Source organism: Chitinophaga costaii, assembly GCF_900094705.1.
Classification (GTDB): domain Bacteria; phylum Bacteroidota; class Bacteroidia; order Chitinophagales; family Chitinophagaceae; genus Chitinophaga; species Chitinophaga costaii.
Genome location: NZ_FMAR01000006.1, coordinates 173914 through 190489 on the forward strand (window position 1 = coordinate 173914; position 16576 = coordinate 190489).

At 48.4% G+C, this 16576-nt stretch carries 16 protein-coding genes and 1 pseudogene; 8 read left to right on the plus strand and 9 right to left on the minus strand.

What is annotated here, in order from left to right:
- Window positions 1-127 precede the first annotated feature (127 nt).
- Both arfB and GA0116948_RS10925 read left to right on the plus strand, forming a co-directional pair.
- A pseudogene (gene arfB, locus GA0116948_RS10920) lies at window positions 128-520 on the plus strand (alternative ribosome rescue aminoacyl-tRNA hydrolase ArfB); the annotation flags it as partial.
- 26 nt (window positions 521-546) lie between these two features.
- On the plus strand, window positions 547-2088 hold the full coding sequence (locus GA0116948_RS10925; RefSeq protein WP_123891709.1) for an MATE family efflux transporter: 1542 nt from the start codon (window positions 547-549) through the stop codon (window positions 2086-2088).
- Window positions 2089-2232: 144 nt separating this feature from the next.
- Here the strand turns inward: GA0116948_RS10925 and GA0116948_RS10930 are convergent, their stop codons facing one another.
- A complete protein-coding gene (locus tag GA0116948_RS10930; RefSeq protein WP_089712042.1) occupies window positions 2233-2874 on the minus strand; it encodes an MBL fold metallo-hydrolase in 642 nt (213 codons plus the stop codon).
- 57 nt (window positions 2875-2931) lie between these two features.
- Between GA0116948_RS10930 and GA0116948_RS10935 the strand changes: the two genes are divergently transcribed.
- Window positions 2932-6303 (plus strand): hypothetical protein, encoded by a 3372-nt coding sequence (locus GA0116948_RS10935; protein WP_240619147.1) that lies wholly within the window; start codon window positions 2932-2934, stop codon window positions 6301-6303.
- A 104-nt stretch (window positions 6304-6407) separates the two neighbouring features.
- Here the strand turns inward: GA0116948_RS10935 and GA0116948_RS10940 are convergent, their stop codons facing one another.
- The 6 genes from GA0116948_RS10940 to GA0116948_RS10965 all read right to left on the minus strand — a co-directional run bounded on the left by GA0116948_RS10940 (window position 6408) and on the right by GA0116948_RS10965 (window position 10147).
- Window positions 6408-7076: a DUF1361 domain-containing protein gene (locus tag GA0116948_RS10940; protein WP_089712044.1), complete on the minus strand. Its 669-nt coding sequence runs from the start codon at window positions 7074-7076 to the stop codon at window positions 6408-6410.
- A 2-nt stretch (window positions 7077-7078) separates the two neighbouring features.
- Window positions 7079-7450, minus strand: coding sequence for a diacylglycerol kinase family protein (locus GA0116948_RS10945; RefSeq protein ID WP_089712046.1), 372 nt, complete (start codon window positions 7448-7450; stop codon window positions 7079-7081).
- The gene (locus tag GA0116948_RS10950; protein WP_089712048.1) at window positions 7434-7682 is read right to left on the minus strand and encodes a hypothetical protein; all 249 of its coding nucleotides are present in this window, start codon (window positions 7680-7682) and stop codon (window positions 7434-7436) included. Before GA0116948_RS10950 ends, GA0116948_RS10945 begins: the two co-directional genes overlap by 17 nt.
- Before the next feature lie 5 nt (window positions 7683-7687).
- Window positions 7688-9049, minus strand: coding sequence for a cell envelope integrity protein CreD (creD, locus tag GA0116948_RS10955; RefSeq protein WP_089712050.1), 1362 nt, complete (start codon window positions 9047-9049; stop codon window positions 7688-7690).
- Window positions 9050-9102: 53 nt separating this feature from the next.
- Window positions 9103-9402, minus strand: coding sequence for a winged helix-turn-helix domain-containing protein (locus tag GA0116948_RS10960; RefSeq protein ID WP_089712052.1), 300 nt, complete (start codon window positions 9400-9402; stop codon window positions 9103-9105).
- Window positions 9403-9493: 91 nt separating this feature from the next.
- Window positions 9494-10147 carry a hypothetical protein gene (locus GA0116948_RS10965; RefSeq protein ID WP_089712053.1) on the minus strand — a complete coding sequence of 218 codons (654 nt, stop codon included), beginning with the start codon at window positions 10145-10147 and terminating at the stop codon, window positions 9494-9496.
- A 438-nt stretch (window positions 10148-10585) separates the two neighbouring features.
- Here GA0116948_RS10965 and GA0116948_RS10970 point away from each other — a divergent pair, with 438 nt between their 5' ends.
- Window positions 10586-13150, plus strand: a complete 2565-nt coding sequence (locus tag GA0116948_RS10970; RefSeq protein ID WP_089712055.1) for a DUF5686 family protein — start codon at window positions 10586-10588, stop codon at window positions 13148-13150.
- A gap of 39 nt (window positions 13151-13189) precedes the next feature.
- Here GA0116948_RS10970 and GA0116948_RS10975 read toward each other — a convergent pair whose 3' ends face one another.
- Window positions 13190-13711: a gamma carbonic anhydrase family protein gene (locus tag GA0116948_RS10975; RefSeq protein WP_089712057.1), complete on the minus strand. Its 522-nt coding sequence runs from the start codon at window positions 13709-13711 to the stop codon at window positions 13190-13192.
- A gap of 32 nt (window positions 13712-13743) precedes the next feature.
- Here GA0116948_RS10975 and GA0116948_RS21260 point away from each other — a divergent pair, with 32 nt between their 5' ends.
- The 4 genes from GA0116948_RS21260 (at window position 13744) to GA0116948_RS10985 (ending at window position 15532) form a co-directional block, all read left to right on the plus strand.
- A complete protein-coding gene (locus GA0116948_RS21260; protein WP_165798348.1) occupies window positions 13744-13881 on the plus strand; it encodes a hypothetical protein in 138 nt (45 codons plus the stop codon).
- Complete coding sequence (locus GA0116948_RS10980; protein ID WP_089712059.1) at window positions 13874-15055, plus strand: aspartate aminotransferase family protein; 1182 nt, start codon at window positions 13874-13876, stop codon at window positions 15053-15055. The genes GA0116948_RS21260 and GA0116948_RS10980 overlap by 8 nt, the downstream gene beginning before the upstream one ends.
- 136 nt (window positions 15056-15191) lie before the next feature.
- Window positions 15192-15341, plus strand: a complete 150-nt coding sequence (locus GA0116948_RS21265) for a hypothetical protein (protein WP_165798349.1) — start codon at window positions 15192-15194, stop codon at window positions 15339-15341.
- Window positions 15342-15346: 5 nt separating this feature from the next.
- Complete coding sequence (locus GA0116948_RS10985) at window positions 15347-15532, plus strand: hypothetical protein (protein ID WP_089712061.1); 186 nt, start codon at window positions 15347-15349, stop codon at window positions 15530-15532.
- Window positions 15533-15604: 72 nt separating this feature from the next.
- On the opposite strand, the gene rsgA is transcribed toward GA0116948_RS10985, so the two are convergent.
- Complete coding sequence (gene rsgA / locus GA0116948_RS10990) at window positions 15605-16525, minus strand: ribosome small subunit-dependent GTPase A (RefSeq protein WP_089712150.1); 921 nt, start codon at window positions 16523-16525, stop codon at window positions 15605-15607.
- Window positions 16526-16576 lie beyond the last annotated feature (51 nt).

A 16576-nucleotide genomic window follows, 5' to 3' on the forward strand; every position in this document is an offset into this window, starting at 1 on the left:
ACCTTGCCCGGCAGCAAAGCGTTCCATAGATCGATAAAATGGTATAAAGGAATGCCCGCAGATAACACTTATATTGCCGAAAATATCAACAAATAATATTATAAACTAAAAATATATGATACCCCACATATCGCCCGACGAGATCACCTTCCGCACCGCGCGCAGCGGCGGCAAGGGCGGGCAGAACGTGAACAAAGTTGAAACCATGGTAGAGGGTTACTTCGATATCCGTACTTCCCCCACGTTAACGGATCTACAAAAAGCCCTGCTCCTGGAAAAGCTGGAAAACCGGCTGTCTGCCGATGGGCAATTGCAGGTAAAATCGCAAGAAGAACGCACCCAACTGGGCAACAAGCAAAACGTAGTCAGGAAAATAAATGGCCTGGTGCGCCAGGCCCTGACCCCGGTAAAGAAACGGGTGGCCACGCGCCCCAGTAAGGCTGTAAAGGAAAAACGCCTGCAATTTAAGAAGCGCCTGAGTGATAAAAAGCAGAACCGGCGCGGCTTTCCTGGGGAATAAGTAACTTTGATAAAAACTTAAGGGAATTGAGCATTAAACAACTGGCAGGACAAACAGTTTTTTACGGGGTTAGCAATATCGTTAGCAAGTTTTTAAATCTACTGCTCACGCCATTTTATTTGCTCGTGTTAATGGACACGGTGTCTTTCGGGGCCATGTCTAGTGTGTATGCTTATATTACCTTCATCAACGTGCTGCTTACCTATGGCATGGAAACTACCTTTTTCCGTTTTGCCAAACAGGGCCAGGAAAAGGCTGTACTTAGCATGTCAATGATTTCGCTGCTGGTATCTTCTACCTTCGCATTCATTGTATTCGTACTGTTGCGCACGCCGGCCATTAACTCTTCGCAGGGTGTTATGGCGGGCCTGAGCGGGCATCCTAATTTTTACATCTACATTGTTCTGGTACTGGTGTTCGACGCCATCACGGCTATTCCCTATGCGCAACTGCGCCTGGAGGGCCGGCCCATTCGCTATGCCATTATCCGCATCGCCAACATCCTTACCATTCTTTTCTTCAACGTATTTTTCCTGTGGCTGGGGCCCAAGCTGTATGCCAGCGGGCTGCATTTTATGCCCAATGCCCGCACAGGCAGCGACCAACTTGGCTTTATATACCTGGCCAATGTGATGGGCAGCGGCATGACGCTGCTCCTGTTTTTGCCCCAGATCATAAGCATAAACTGGAAGATCAACTGGACATTATGGAAGCAGTTGCTCACCTATTCCCTGCCGCTGGTAGTATTTGGGCTGGCGGGTATGGTCAATGAAACCCTGGACCGCGCCTGGTTTTTGCCCACTTACCTGCATATGTCTATGCATGATAAGCAGGAGGCTCTTTCTATTTACAGCGCTAACTACAAAATGGCCATCTTCATTACCATGTTCATCCAGGCGTTTAAGATGGGGGCCGAACCCTTTTTCTTTAAGCAGGCCGAGGGCCAACACCCGCAAAAGGTATATGCCCGCATTATGAAACTCTTTGTAGTGCTGCTTTGTGTGATGTTTCTTTTTGTAAGCCTGTTCCTCAACATCTGGAAAATATTCCTGGTGAAGAACACGTTTTACCAGCAAGGCCTCTTCATCGTACCAGTGCTGCTGCTGGCCAATGTATTCTTAGGTATTTATTACAACCTTACCATCTGGTTTAAAATAACCGACCGTACCCGTACCGGTGCGGCCATCACCATCCTTACGGCGCTACTGGCCTGGGGCTTCAATGCATGGTGGATTCCCCGTTTGGGTTATTTTGGCGCCGCACTCGCCACTATGGTATGCTATTTCATCCAAATGGTGGTGTGTTATGTACTGGGACAAAAATACTACCCGGTACCCTACCACCTGCCCCGCATCCTCGCTTACATCCTGAGTGCTGTAGCGGTATATTATGTTTTTAGTTTCCTGGCCAACCACCTGCTTTCGCCGGGTGCGCCCTATGCCCTTACACCTTCCACGCTGGCAGTAGGGCTTTTGTTCTTTTTCAGCTACTTGTGGTTTGTACTGAAAATGGAAAAAAGAGAATTTGTAAAACTGCCCTTCGTGGGAAAATATGTAAATAAGCTGTAGCAAAATAACGGGCCAGCCACCGCCATACCCTGAACACATATTAACAAAATTCATATTTGATCTGCTGCATATGGCACTTTGTTAATTATACGTTAGATGCCAGAAGGCAAATACATATCCACCACGTGTGGAACACCGCCACGGTTATTCCTGTAAAAAGGGATTATGTTTCTTTTCGAACCCGATAGTAGTAGGCTGGCCATGACCGGGATATACTTTCACTTCTTCCGGCAATGTGAAAAGCTGTTGCCGGATACTGTCCAATAATGTTTCATGATCGCCGTAAGGCAGATCTGTGCGGCCAATGCTCCTGTAAAACAGTACATCGCCACCGATCGCAAATTTTTCCTGCGCGCAGTAGAACACCACGCTGCCGGGTGAATGCCCGGGGGTTAATAGTACCGCTAGTTCCACATCGCCAAAGGGTATATGTTCACCGGCTTCCAGGTAGCGGGCCGGTGGTACAGAAGGCTCAAAGGGTGTATTATACATCACCCCCATCTCCGAAGCCTTGTCGAATACCGGCTGGTCTGCCGCATGGAACACGGGTTTCAGCCCAAAGGTTTTTGCGATCAGGGAGTTGCCGAAGATATGGTCGAAATGGGTATGCGTATTTAAAAGTTGGATGACATGTAACTTTTCGTGCGCTATAAAGTCTAACAATGCTTTACGCTCTTCTTCGTAATAACAACCGGGATCTATGACAATACATTCCTTTTGATCATTGATCAGGAGGTAGGTATTTTCCGAAAAAGGATTGAAGGTGAATTGTTGGATTTGGATCATTGTTTCGCCGATTTTTGTCTAATTTTATCGATACACAATATTATCAATACTTTCAGTATGAACGGATTTATTACCAGGTTTTTATTTGCAGGAATGCTGATACTTGGCACGTTTGTTTCTCAAGCCCAAACCAACACGGTGGAGTACGGACAAAACCGTGTGCAATTTAAACACTTCAAATGGCGCTATTACCAAAGCCGCCACTTCAATACTTATTTTAGCCAGAATGGATTAGAACTCGGCAAATATGTAGCCCAGATGGCCGAGCTGGAACTGCCTTCCATGGAGCAGTTCATGGAGTTCACCTTCCGCAACCGTGTGAATATTGTGGTGTACAATACGTATGGTGAGATGCAACAGTCTAACATTGGCATTGGCGTGGAATGGCAGAATACGGGTGGAGTGGCCAAGCTGGTGGGCAACAAACTGATCGTGTATTATGATGGCGACCATGAACATTTGCGTAAACTAATTCGCGAAGGCATTGCCCGTGTAATGCTGGAAAACCTGCTCTTTGGTGAAGACCTGGGCGAATTTGCTGGCAATGCCGTGCTGCTGGACCTGCCCAAATGGTTTACCGATGGCTTTATCGCCTACGCCGCCGAACACTGGAATCCCGACCTGGACGATCAGTTGAAGGTGGCCATACAATCTGGCAAATACAATAACTTCAACCAGTTTGCCTACGACAACCCGCTGCTGGCCGGCCACGCTTTCTGGTATTTTATAGAAAGTAAATACGGCAAGGACGCAGTGCCTTACCTGATGTATATTTCCCGCATCAGCCACGGGATGAAAAAAGGATTTGAACAGGTGCTCAACAAAGAGCCCAAAGCAGCCTTGCAAGACTTCTTTGCTTTCAATACGAAACGCTTCCAGGAAGATAACCGCCGCCGCCGCCAGGTAGTGAAAGGCCGCGCGGTAGTAGCGCTGGAAACCACCAAAGAAGACTTCTTCCATTTCCAGCCCAATCCTAAGAACAATACCTACGCTGTAGTGGAATTTAAAAAAGGCGTGTACCGGGTAGAGATCCGCCTGGGGGATGAAACCCGTAAAGTGCTTTTGAAAAGTGGCGTACGCCAACTTAAAAACCAACTAGATCCTAACTACCCACTCATAGCCTGGAACCAGAAGGGCAACCGCCTGGCTATCATTTACGAAAAAGAAGGTAAGAACCGGTTGATGATCTATGACCTCATTACCCACATTACTATTAACCAGGTGCTGCCACAGTACGACCGGGTGCTAGATATGAAATACCTGTGGGAATACGACAATTCACTACTGCTTTCCGCAGTAAAGAATGGGCATTCCGATATTTACACTTACAGCATCAGCAATTTTAAGTCCGAGCAGATCACCAACGATGTGTACGACGACCTCGATCCCTCATTCGTGGCCTTCCCCGGCAAGCAGGGTATTATTTATTCCAGCAACCGCCCGTCTGCTACGGCACGTGGCAGTGACACTACGTTGCCCCATGGCCGTTATAACGTGTTCCTGGTAGATAACTTCAACAAAACTTCCGAAAAACAAATTTCCCAACTTACCAACATGGCCTATGGCGATGCCCGCCTGCCGGTTCAGTACAATACTACCCACTTCACCTTCGTTTCGGATGCAAATGGTGTCCGTAACCGGTATGCCGGCTTCTTCAAGACAGAACGTGCCGGTGCAGACACGTTGTACTTTGTAGGGGCTGAAATATTGCACAATCCCGAGAAGGAAGAGTTGGATTCTGCTCTGCATGATTACGGTGCAGACGGGCCAGACTCAGTGCAGGTAGTGACCCTTACTAAAGATTCTACCTACACCTTCCCCATCACCAACTACCAATACGGCATTAAGGAATCCACCATTGGCGGCGATCAGGGCCAGGTGTCGGAAGTGATTGCGTTATATGATTACAAACGGCTGTACAAACTGAAAGTAGATACCAACGCACTGCGCCGCCGTAATGTTACGGCCAGGCCCACCCACTACCGGCAATCGCAAATGCACGAAGACAGCCTGCGTTTAGGTATTCCCGTTAGTGTACCCAACCGCGATACGGTGAAACATAATGACTTCTTCCAGAACGAATTTGGTAATGAACCAGCAGATACCTCGCGGAAAATGGAGGCGGCTGCACCATCGCCCACCAATGATCTCCGTCCTGAAGAGCCCGTGTTGAAAAAGTCGCAGCTCTTCCCTTATAAATTAAAATTTGCAACAGATTACCTGCTGCTGCAACTGGATAACTCTATCATCATTAACCGATACCAAACTTACACCGGGCCACCGCAAAGCCCCATTCAGCTTACCGATCCCTTTAATGGCCTGATCCGCATAGGGGTGAGCGACCTGATGGAAGACATCAAGTTTAACGGAGGTTTCCGCCTGCCACTTGACCTGAACGGGAGTGAATATTTCTTCACCGGTCAATACCTAAAACGCCGCTTCGACTATAAATTCACCTATTACCGCAAGGTGGAAAAAAACAATATAGAAACGTCCAGTGGCATTTACCTGCCGGGCAAACTGAAGACCAATTTATTCCAGGGTGAAGTGCGCTATCCGTTCGACCAGGTGCGCAGCATACGCCTTACCGGCGCCATCCGCACCGATAAGGAGGTAGTATTGGCCTCCGATGAGGGTACCCTTAAAAGCCCAGATCTGCATAATACCTACGCTATTGGCCGCCTGGAATATGTGTACGATAATACTATTAACCCGGCCATTAACATCTGGCATGGCAACCGGTATAAAGTATACGGAGAATTAGACAGTCGCATAAGTGGTAATCTTTCAGAAGCCTTTGGCTCCATTCCTGGTAAGGGTGGCCTGATGTATAATATGGGTTTTGATGGCCGTCATTATGAAAGCATATTCCGCAACTTCATCTGGGCAACCCGCGTATCGGCCGATATGTCGTGGGGTAGCCAGAAAACACTGTACTACCTGGGTGGCACAGATAACTGGATGTTCCCGAAGATCAATACCAACACGCCAGTGAACACGAATGAAAGTTATGCCTTCCAAACCCTGTCTGTACCCCTGCGTGGTTACAAACAGAATGTGAAAAATGGTAATAATGTACTGTTGTTTAACACGGAATTACGGTTGCCGGTATTTGCTACCTTCCTCCAGAAACCGATCAGTTCTGCCTTTGTGCGCAACTTCCAGGTAACCTCCTTCGTGGATATCGGAACGGCCTGGAATAAGAAACTTTCTTTTAAAGACGCCAACTACACGTATTATTACAACAACGAATCTGGCGTTACCACCAAGATCAAAGAAGGTTTTCTGGGACCATTTGCCGGTGGTTATGGCTTTGGCGTACGCTCTACCATTGCTGGTTATTTCCTGCGCCTGGATGCGGGCTGGCCTATGGTTGGCTTCTTCCGGGGCTCCCCGATGATTTATTTCGGGCTGGGGGTAGACTTCTAAATAACCCCTTCCCATCTTTTAAAAAAGGAACAGCAGGCTTTACGGCCTGCTGTTTTTTTTATCTTGCTATAACAAATCTTCATCCATATAATACATCCTTCTTTTTACGGTGCCACATTGCGCAGCAGTGGCTGCATAACCCATAGCAGGCCGGCCATGCAAAAGGTAAAGGCCCAGGCTTCGCGGGTGGCATAAGGATGCAGGAAAAGATCGGCAATACCCTTACCTACACGAAGTGGCTGGGTTACTAGGTACCAACTGTTCCACCGCCAGTAGCGTCCCATGTAAACGCCCAGTCCCGTAAGGAAAAGGATGCTGATCCCAAACACCCCCCGGCGGGTACGCGGAAATTTTTCCATCCAAAATTTTTCCATCTGCTGTAGCGATATATTTCCCCACACCAGGCCGGCCCAGGCAAATGATAATAACAAAATCAGATCGAACCAGCGTGGCACATCGTCATGATCATATAGATGATACAGGTCGGTGAGCATATAAGGTGCATTGGGCAGGAACAATAACCAGCATCCCGCCAGGGGCACCCATAACCATACATACCGTTGCAGTACCTTACTGCGCAGCAGCCAGGTACTGAGCAGCAGCGGAATAAAGGCCAGCAGCAGGTTCCAGGCCATATCGCGGTTATTGGGCTGCCCGGTGTAGGCCATGCGAAAAAGCAGTAAGCCCACTGGGAAAATGAAGATGGCCGCACGTTTTAAAAACGCAAGCTGCCGGCCGGCAGTTTCGTATATAGGTAACCGTGATAATGACATAACTATCGGTGTAAAAAGGGTAAAAAAATAAGCGCACCCGCCACCACCGCGATGATGGCGCTTACCAGCACCGCTCCTGCCGCCACGTCCTTTATCCACCCCACCCGCTCATGCCATTCCGGCGCCAGGTGGTCCATGATCTTTTCGATAACGGTATTGATCATTTCCGATACCCACACTAGCCCTATGACGAGCAGCAATAAGGTCCATTGCACTGCCGGCAGGTGTACGTAAAACCCTGCAACCACCACTACGATGGTAGCCAGGGCATGAATACGGGCATGTGGCTCACTGCGTATAAAAGCGGCAATGCCGCGGAAGGCGTAGCGAAAGCTTTGATAGCGGCGGCGCCAGTAATTATTGGATGCGTTCATGAGGTGTATGCGTTACCGAGGTTTTAGCGGCCAGCCAGTTCCACCAGCCCGCCACTACCGTAAAATAAAGCAAAAAATGGGCTATTGTATCCAGCAGACTATGCGATGTCCGGTCGAAAGTAAATACCAACCAGCCGCAAAGTGCAATACATGCAATGGTGATCAGGCTACCGCCTATGGTGCGTGGTATATACGTCCACCCAAATTTTTTAAACCAGGGAGTGAGGATCATTGTTTTTACATTGAAGGGTGAGTGTCTATCGCGGCGGGAGTTCTTGTGCCTGGCGCGTCAAAACGCATTTTACGGCTCAGGAACATCAGGATGGCCAGTATAACAAATAGCCCCAGGCTGCCCATGATCAGGGCGTTATCTTCGGATTGCAGGATTACGTAAATAAACCCGTAGAGAAAAGTAAGCGCAGAACCCACCACCATGGTGGCCGCCAAACGTTTAAACAAACTGCCGGCAAAAGCAGTGATCAGGCCCACCGTCATGATGGCCGCCACCAGGTAGGCCACATCGAAATTAGTTTGTTCCGAAATAGACAGCAACAAGGTATAAAACACAATCAGCGCCAGCCCGATCAGGCAATACTGAAAGGGATGAACACCTTGTTGCAGAAACTGTTCTAAAAAATAAAACACGAGAAAAGTAAGCCCGATAATAAGAATGGCATATTTAGCAGACCGCGTGGTTTGCTGGTAAGTATCGATGGGGGTCATTAGCCGCACGCCAAAATCGGATTGTTGAATGTGGTAAGCATCCCCTTTCCAACTGGGGGGAAAATTACGGTTCAGTTGCAGCACCTGCCAGGTAGCGGAAAAGCCTTCGCTAGCCCTGCTGCCGGTTTTGTGATTGGGCAGGAAAGCCCCGTCATAACTGGGTTCCAGGGTATCGCTTTCCAGGCTTACCTGGGTATTACTACCTACCGGCGAAAAATAAAGTTGCTGCGAGCCTTTCAGGGAAAAAGCAATATTAAAATCGCTGGCCACCAGGTTATCTCCTTGTATGGTAACGGGTACGTTGGAGAGTATACCGCTGGCATACAAATCTTTATTCACTACACCCGGCACAAAATTATAGTTTCCATGCTCCCAGTTCATTTTCACCTCGCTACTAATACCGCGTGGATCGCTGAGTCCAATGGACAGGCTCACCTTATCCAGCAATATATTCTCCGGGCGCAGTCCAAGTGCGGTAAGATCGGTGGTTTTAAAACTGCCTTTCAGCGAAAGTTCTGAATCGTACACCGCTGTTTTATAAATGCCCCGGCGGAGCAGTTCGGGATGTAGCTTACCACTCACCTGCAACTGGTCTGGCAGCAGGTACGCGTACAGCACCTCCGTGTGGGCTTCATTGTTCACCTGGGTTACCTGCTTATAAGGCAGCACCAGCACGGGCCCCGTCACCGCCTGGGCATTGCCCCACTGATCGTTCACCGCGGCCATGGCCGTTTGCTGGCGGTCCCTGCGCTCTTCAATAATGCCCTGTACCATTGTGGCCGGGATCAGCAGCAGGGTAATAAGCAGGAGGATGAGCAGGAGTTTTAACGGCTGCACATTGCGCTGGAAAATGTTAATGGGTTGTTTTTCCGACATATTTTTTATTTTTTTAAAGTACTTTGCATTTCAAAGTATAAGGGCAAAAAAAATTATTTTACGGACTTGATCATGTTTTCCAACGCCAGCAGGTGGTTTTTAAACGCCTTTTCGCCAGCTTTGGTGATGGAGTAGGTGGTATTGGTTTTACGGCCAATGAATCCCTTATGCACCTTCAGATACCCGCTTTCTTCGAGGGTACTGAGGTGGGAGGCCAGGTTGCCATCTGTAAGTTCCAGCATCTGTTTCAGGTCGTTGAAGTTCACGGCATCATTTACCATCAGGATGCTCATCACGCCAAGCCGTATGCGGCTTTCAAAAATCTTATTTAAATGCAGGATGGGATTTTCCATTCCATAAATCTGTTAATCTCACAAAGATAAGCAGTCCACCGTCAATTCCGGGGCCACTGGTATACTTCTTCCCACCGGCTGCCCCTGCGGGTTATACCTTTGCCGGGGCGCGCTCATATTTCCACCACATCAGCCCACCGTATAAAATATGACATACGCCAAAGCCCAATGCCCAGAACATCAGGCTATAACCCACCACGTCAAAGAAAAATAAATTGATCAACCCTAATGCAATTTCGGAAAGGCCCAGGTAGCGCACATCACGCACCGTATACTTACTTACATTGATGAGTGCCAGCCCGTAAAACACCAGGCAGGCAGGCCCAACGGTGAGGTCATACTGATGATAAATACTACCCAGTATAAAAAGACCACCCGTACCCAGGGAAAGCACCATATTCATGGCCATCTTACGGGAGGTATTGTCCCACAGCGAAGCCCCTTCCCGGCTGGCCTTGCGCCAGGTAAAATAAAAACCAATGCTAAAGGCAATGATCAAAATAGCGCCCGCCAGGATCAGCAACTCCAGGCGAAGCTGATCCCAGCGAACGGCATTGTCATCGAGCTGGTTCCGTAAGCCCAACCCCTTGTAATAATCAATGCGCTGTTGCGCCACAAAAGCCCCCGCCAGCGCAGTAATACCAGCGCCCACTCCACTCAGCCCACTGAGCGATAAAAAACGGGTAGATCTCTCCATGATACGCTTGATATCATGTAATGCCTGGATGGATTGTTCTTCAGTCATTTTTTAAAGCACTTTGCAATACAAAGCAACTATTTAAAAATTGTATTTCCAAACAAATTATTAGCCCGCCGGCCAATTATTACTTAAAACACTGAGGGTCAAATAATTTTTGCGTACTGATCAGGCAGGGTAATTGTAGTACTTTCCACGAAAAAGGTATCCATTGCCGGCCACCAGTTTCCTGGCCCTGCGCCCGGATGACCTGGCATCACCGGCTGGTAAGCGGCTTCCAAAACCTGTTTTCCCGGGCATTGGCATTTTACGGTAACTTAGCAGTTACGTAGCATGTTGTACCCTGGAGACACCTGTAGTAGCAACACTGGATAATCTACGCGCATAAAACGCTGCATCACACCTACTTTACAAGGTGATCTGCCGTTATTGCGGCGGTAGCCCAGATAGCCGTAGCCGGTACCGGCCGTTTACGGCCAAAAGTTCATGCAATTTGGACATCCACATGACTTTCAAGGAGAAAAAACAAGTATTTTTACCGCAATTATGACGGGTTGGACGAGAATAATAGCTTTATTAATTGGTCTTCAAGTTTGGGGTGTTAACCTGTTTGCGCAGTATAAAATCAGCGGCGTGGTGCGGGATGCTCACTCCGAAGAAATCATCCCATTTGCTACCCTTCAGTTTTCCCATACCAACACTGGTATGGTAACAGACGTAAACGGCAAATTTACCTTTGACCTGCCTTCCATACCTGGAGATTCCCTGCAGGTAAGGGTTATGGGCTACCAAATTTTGGTGATGCCCGTAAAACGCAATCTCCAAAACCAGGTGGTTAATTTCGATATCACCCGCTCCGATCTTTCCCTCAAAGTACACGAGGTGAAAGCTAATGTAAATTTTGCCCTCATCCTGCTCCGGCAAATTGTGAAACACAAACCGGAAAATAATTTCGACCGCATTCCTGCATATAAATACGAGCTGTATAATAAGATAGAGATCGATATTAAAAACGTCGACAAGAAGAAGTTTTCCCATAACTTCCTGACCCGGCCATTTACTTTTATCCTCAATAATATCGATAGCACTTCGGAAGACCAGCCCTTTTTGCCGCTCTACCTCACCGAAACCCTGTCTGACTATTATTACCAGAAAGATCCGCATAAGACTAAAGAAATAATACACGCGTCTAAAACTTCAGGCATTGATAACGCCAGCCTGATGCGATTCATGGGTGGCATGTACCAGAATGTGAATGTGTACGACAACTTTATCCCGGTGTTTGACAAGCAGTTTGCCAGCCCTATTAATAACAACGGGCAGCTTTACTATGACTACTCCATTGCCGATACAGAATACATCAACCAGCAGCGTTTTATTAAACTGGCCTTTACGCCTAAGAGAAAAGGGATGAATGTATTCAGCGGCGATATATGGGTGCATGACACCACGTATGCCGTGATGAAAGTAACCCTCACCACCAACCGCGACGCCAATATTAACTTCGTGAAGAAGATCAGTATGGTGCAGGAATTTCGCCAATTGCCCGACAGCAGTTGGTTTCTGTCCAAAGACAAATTTGTGGTAGACTTTGCGCCTCCCAGTCCTAACCCTGGCAAAACGCTGAACTTCATTGGCCGGAAAACCACCACCTACGATAAGGTGGAGATGAATGATACCCTGGTGGCAAATATTTTTAACGACAAACGTTACCCGTCCAATATTAACCTGCTGCCCGATGCACAACAGAAAAAAGACAGTTTTTGGTTGCATACCCGGCCAGATAGCCTCAATGGCAATGAAGCCGGTGTTTACAAAATGGTAGACTCACTCTACCGCATGCCGCTGTTCAATAAATATTACAACACCATCAAGTTCATTGCAGGAGGATACAAACCATTTGGACCCATTAAATACGGACCCTGGTACAATATATTCACCTCCAACCACCTGGAAGGTTTCCGCGCAGAACTGGATTTGGCCACTACCAAACAATTCAACAAAAACCTTTATCTCACCGGTTACCTCGGTTATGGCTTCTCCGATCACGTGTACAAAGGCCAGCTTACAGCGCTCTACCTCTTTAAGCGCCACCCGCGCACTTATGTGTACGGCTCTTATACCAAAGACCTGGACAATGGCATCACCTATTCCGACGAAATAGGTACTGGCAATATCTTTAGTGTGGCCGTACGTAAACCCGGCGTGCCGCAAAAGTTCCTGATGTCGGAACAATACCGTGCGGAATATTTCCAAGAGTTCTGGAGCGGCTTTTCGTATCACCTGAATGTTATTCATGCAGCATACCATCCTTTTGCGCCACTGCCTACGATAGATGATTATGCAAAAGAAGGTCAGAAAGGCCACCCCCTGACCAATTTTGAAACCAAGGTGCAATTACGTTATGCTTTCCATGAAGAATTTCTGGAAGGCGATTTTTACCGCACCAGCTTAGGCAGTAAATACCCGATCGTGGAAGCCGACTTCTCGGAGGGCATACCCAATGTACTGGGCAGCCAGTATTCTTACCAACGCGTAGCCTTGTCGATATATGATTACGTGAAACTACCGCCGGTGGGCAAGTTTTATTACAATGTGTTTGCCGGCAAGATCTTCGGCACCCTGCCTTATACCCAGTTGGAAATAGCCAAGGGCAACGAATTGTACTACTACGACAAATACTCGTTCAACATGATGAACCGCTTTGAGTTTATAAGCGACAAATATGTGGGCGTAAACCTGGAACATACTATAGGCAACGGTTTGCTGGGATATATTCCGCTGATCAAAAAATTAAAATGGCGTCAGTTCTGGACCGCTAAGGGATTAATCGGCGACCTTTCTCCAGCCAACCGGGAATTGAATTTTTCCAAGGGTTATCCTTTCCGCTCCCTGAAGGGCAATCCTTACCTGGAAGTGGGTACCGGTATTGAGAACATCTTTAAATTCTTGCGGGTAGATTTCATTTGGCGCGTAACGCCGCTGCCTACCCCTGAAGAGCCGTATAGTAAACGGTTTGGGGTGTTTGGCAGTTTCAAACTCTCCTTCTAATAGGGAGCATGAAAGGCCTGTTGCAACAGGCCTTTTACTTTATTCGGCGTCTTTAAACCAGCCAGAATACATCAGGTAATTATTAGCAATACGCTTTATCTCCCCGTTCATCAATTCTTCGCTTACTTTTTTCACCTTTCTGGCGGGTACGCCTGCATAAATGCTGCCTGCTTCCACCATCGTATTTTCTAATACTACGGCACCCGCCGCGATAATAGAATTTTTGCCAATGTGTACATTATCCATCACAATAGCGCCCATGCCTATCAGCACATCGTCTTCCACGGTGCAACCGTGTACAATGGCGTTGTGACCAATGGATACATTGTTGCCAATAATGGTTTTTGTTTTTTCATAAGTGCAATGAATGACCGCGCCGTCCTGCACATTCACTTTGTTGCCCAGGCGTATACTGTTTACATCGCCCCGCACCACGGCATTAAACCACACGCTGCAATCATCGCCCATTACCACGTCGCCGACGATGGTGGCATTGGGCGCTATAAAACAATTATTTCCCTGCTGGGGGAGTATTCCTTTTACGGGTAAGATAAGGGCCATAACGTAGTTTTTCGATTCTGCCGTACAAGATAATGCAATTTGCCGAGGGTGCGCAGACCTGCTGCCAGGCCGCCACCATAGCAGGTTACGAGCCATTACCACATTGCTGGCTGCTGGCTCACCGCATAGCCTTACCTTTGCAGCAATTACCTGAAAAAGATCATGAATAACCGACAACTTTTTCTCCGGCACCTGGCCCAGACTTCCGATGCGCCACTGGCACTAGAAATCACGCACGCCGAAGGCATGTATATGTACCAGGCCAATGGTAAGCGCCTGCTGGATCTCATAGCCGGCATCAGCGTATGCAACATGGGCCATTGCCATCCTGCTGTGGTAGCAGCCATTCAACAACAGGCAGGCACTTATATGCACCTGCTGGTGTATGGAGAGCTGGTGCAGTCGCCACAAGTGGCTTATGCACATCTACTCACCCAACACCTGCCCGCTCACCTTAATTCCGTATTCTTTACCAACTCTGGCGCAGAGGCAACCGAAGGGGCCATGAAGCTGGCCAAGCGCCACACGGGCCGCACGGAGATCATTGGTTTTACTAATGCCTACCATGGCTCTACCCAGGGTGCGTTAAGCCTCATTGGCGATGAAAGTATGCGCAATGCTTACCGCCCTTTAATTCCTGGTATACGCCACATTGCCTTTAATGAAGTAGCGGCCCTGCAACACATTACCGAACGTACGGCCGCTGTGATGGCCGAAACGGTCATGGGTGAAGCCGGCATACGCAAGCCCACCCGCGCATGGTTGCAGGCACTGCGCCAGCGCTGCACAGACACCGGCACCCTGCTGATATTAGACGAAAACCAATGTGGCCTGGGCCGCACCGGCAGCCTCTGGGCCTTTGAGCAATATGGTATAACGCCCGATATCCTTACCCTGGGCAAAGCCCTGGGGGGCGGCATGCCCCTGGGCGCTTTCGTGGCAGACCGCCTCATTATGAACGACCTTACCCATGCACCGGTGCTGGGCCACATAACCACCTTTGGCGGCCACCCGGTAAGCTGCGCCGCCGGCCTGGCTGGCTTTGAAGCCCTGTTGCATGCGGATGTAATAGCTACCATTCCAGCAAAAGAACAGTTGTTTCACACCTTGTTACAGCATCCCCGCATTCAAGAAGTACGGTCGGCCGGCCTGATGATGGCTGTGCAACTGGATGATTTCCCGACCAATAAAAAAGTAATTGATTATTGCATAGAAAGAGGGCTACTCACCGATTGGTTTCTATTTTGCGCGGATGCCCTCCGCATAGCGCCGCCGCTGATTATCACAGAAAATCAAATACGCGAAGCCTGTACCCTCCTCCTGGAAGCGCTGGACAACGTGTAAAAGCAGGCAAGCACTCCCTTAAAAATCAACTTATTATATAGCGCCCGCCCAGGTAACACAGGCCAGGGACGGGCTTTTTATTTGCTTTATCACTTTAAGAATATTTACTATATTTGTTCTAAGCAAATCCTCTCCTATGAAGAAAGTAATGGCCCTCCTGGCGCTCGTTGCTATATTGGCGGAGTCTTGTTCTTCCACAAAAACAGGCTGCCCCGGAAGTAATTATTACTCAAAACAAGACCGCGTACAAAGCCGTAAGGCCCAACGCCAGAAAACCTTATTCTAACATTTATGCGCAAAACAATCGTGATTATTTTACTGGCGGGACTGGACATTTTCATAGCCTGTAGTTGCCGGTCTAACAAAGTAGGCTGTCCACAGCCACGCAGCCAATGGGGTGCAGAGAAAGTGCTGGACGAAATGAGTAAACCAAAGAAAGGCGGAAAAAGTACCCACGCCACAGGCCAGGCAGGATAAGGTTAAAGTGGAATACCGTTTGCGGCTAACGGTAAGGCATATACGTTTATGAATAAGGAAAAGAACTACCCGCTAATGTGATTTTTCTTCCATACTGGCCAGTATGGTAACATAACTTATATAACGCTCCGGATAGATCTTTCCCTCATCTACCGCCGCTCTCACGGCGCATCCCGGCTCATTCAGGTGCAGACAGCTATTAAACCGGCACGCCTGCAGGTAGGGTTGCATCTCCAGGAAATAATGCGACAACTCCACTTTTTCAATATCTACAATACCTAGTTCCCGGATGCCGGGGGTATCGATGAGGCTTCCTCCATCTTCCAGGTCAAACATTTCTGCAAAGGTGGTGGTATGCTGTCCCTTACCACTCCAGTCGCTTACAGCGGTGGTTTTTAAGTGCGACGCGGGCAGCAATCCATTGATCAGGGTAGATTTGCCAACGCCGGAATGCCCGCTCAGCAGGGTGGTTTTTCCTGCCAGCATTTCCTGCACCATGCCAATATCTGTCGCATCTGTAGCGGAGATCAGGCGCACGGTGTAGCCTATCTCGCTATACATGTCTTCGTATATAGCATATTGCTCAATATCCTTTTCCCGGAAAATATCCTTCTTATTAAATAGCAGTATCACGGGGATGTGATAGGCGGCAGCCGTAACCAGGAAACGGTCCATGAAGCCCTGCGAGGTGCGGGGCGTAGCTACCGTAGTTACTAAAATGGCCTGGTCCATATTGGCCGCCACGATGTGTTTTTTCACACGCCCATGGGGCGATTCACGCACGATGTAATTGCGCCGGTCATGAATTACAGAGATCATGGCATCGCCATTTTCTATTACAAGGTCCACGTAATCGCCTACAGCAACAGGATTGGTGGAGGTAATGCCCTTATCGTGTTTAAACAGCCCTTTCATACGGGCCTTGTACACCACCCCATCTGCCCCTTTGGCCACATACCAGCTACCAGTAGATTTATATATCCTTGCCTCCATGCCGGCAAAGGTAATTTTTTTGTACAAGGTACGGCCTACCCATAAACAGGT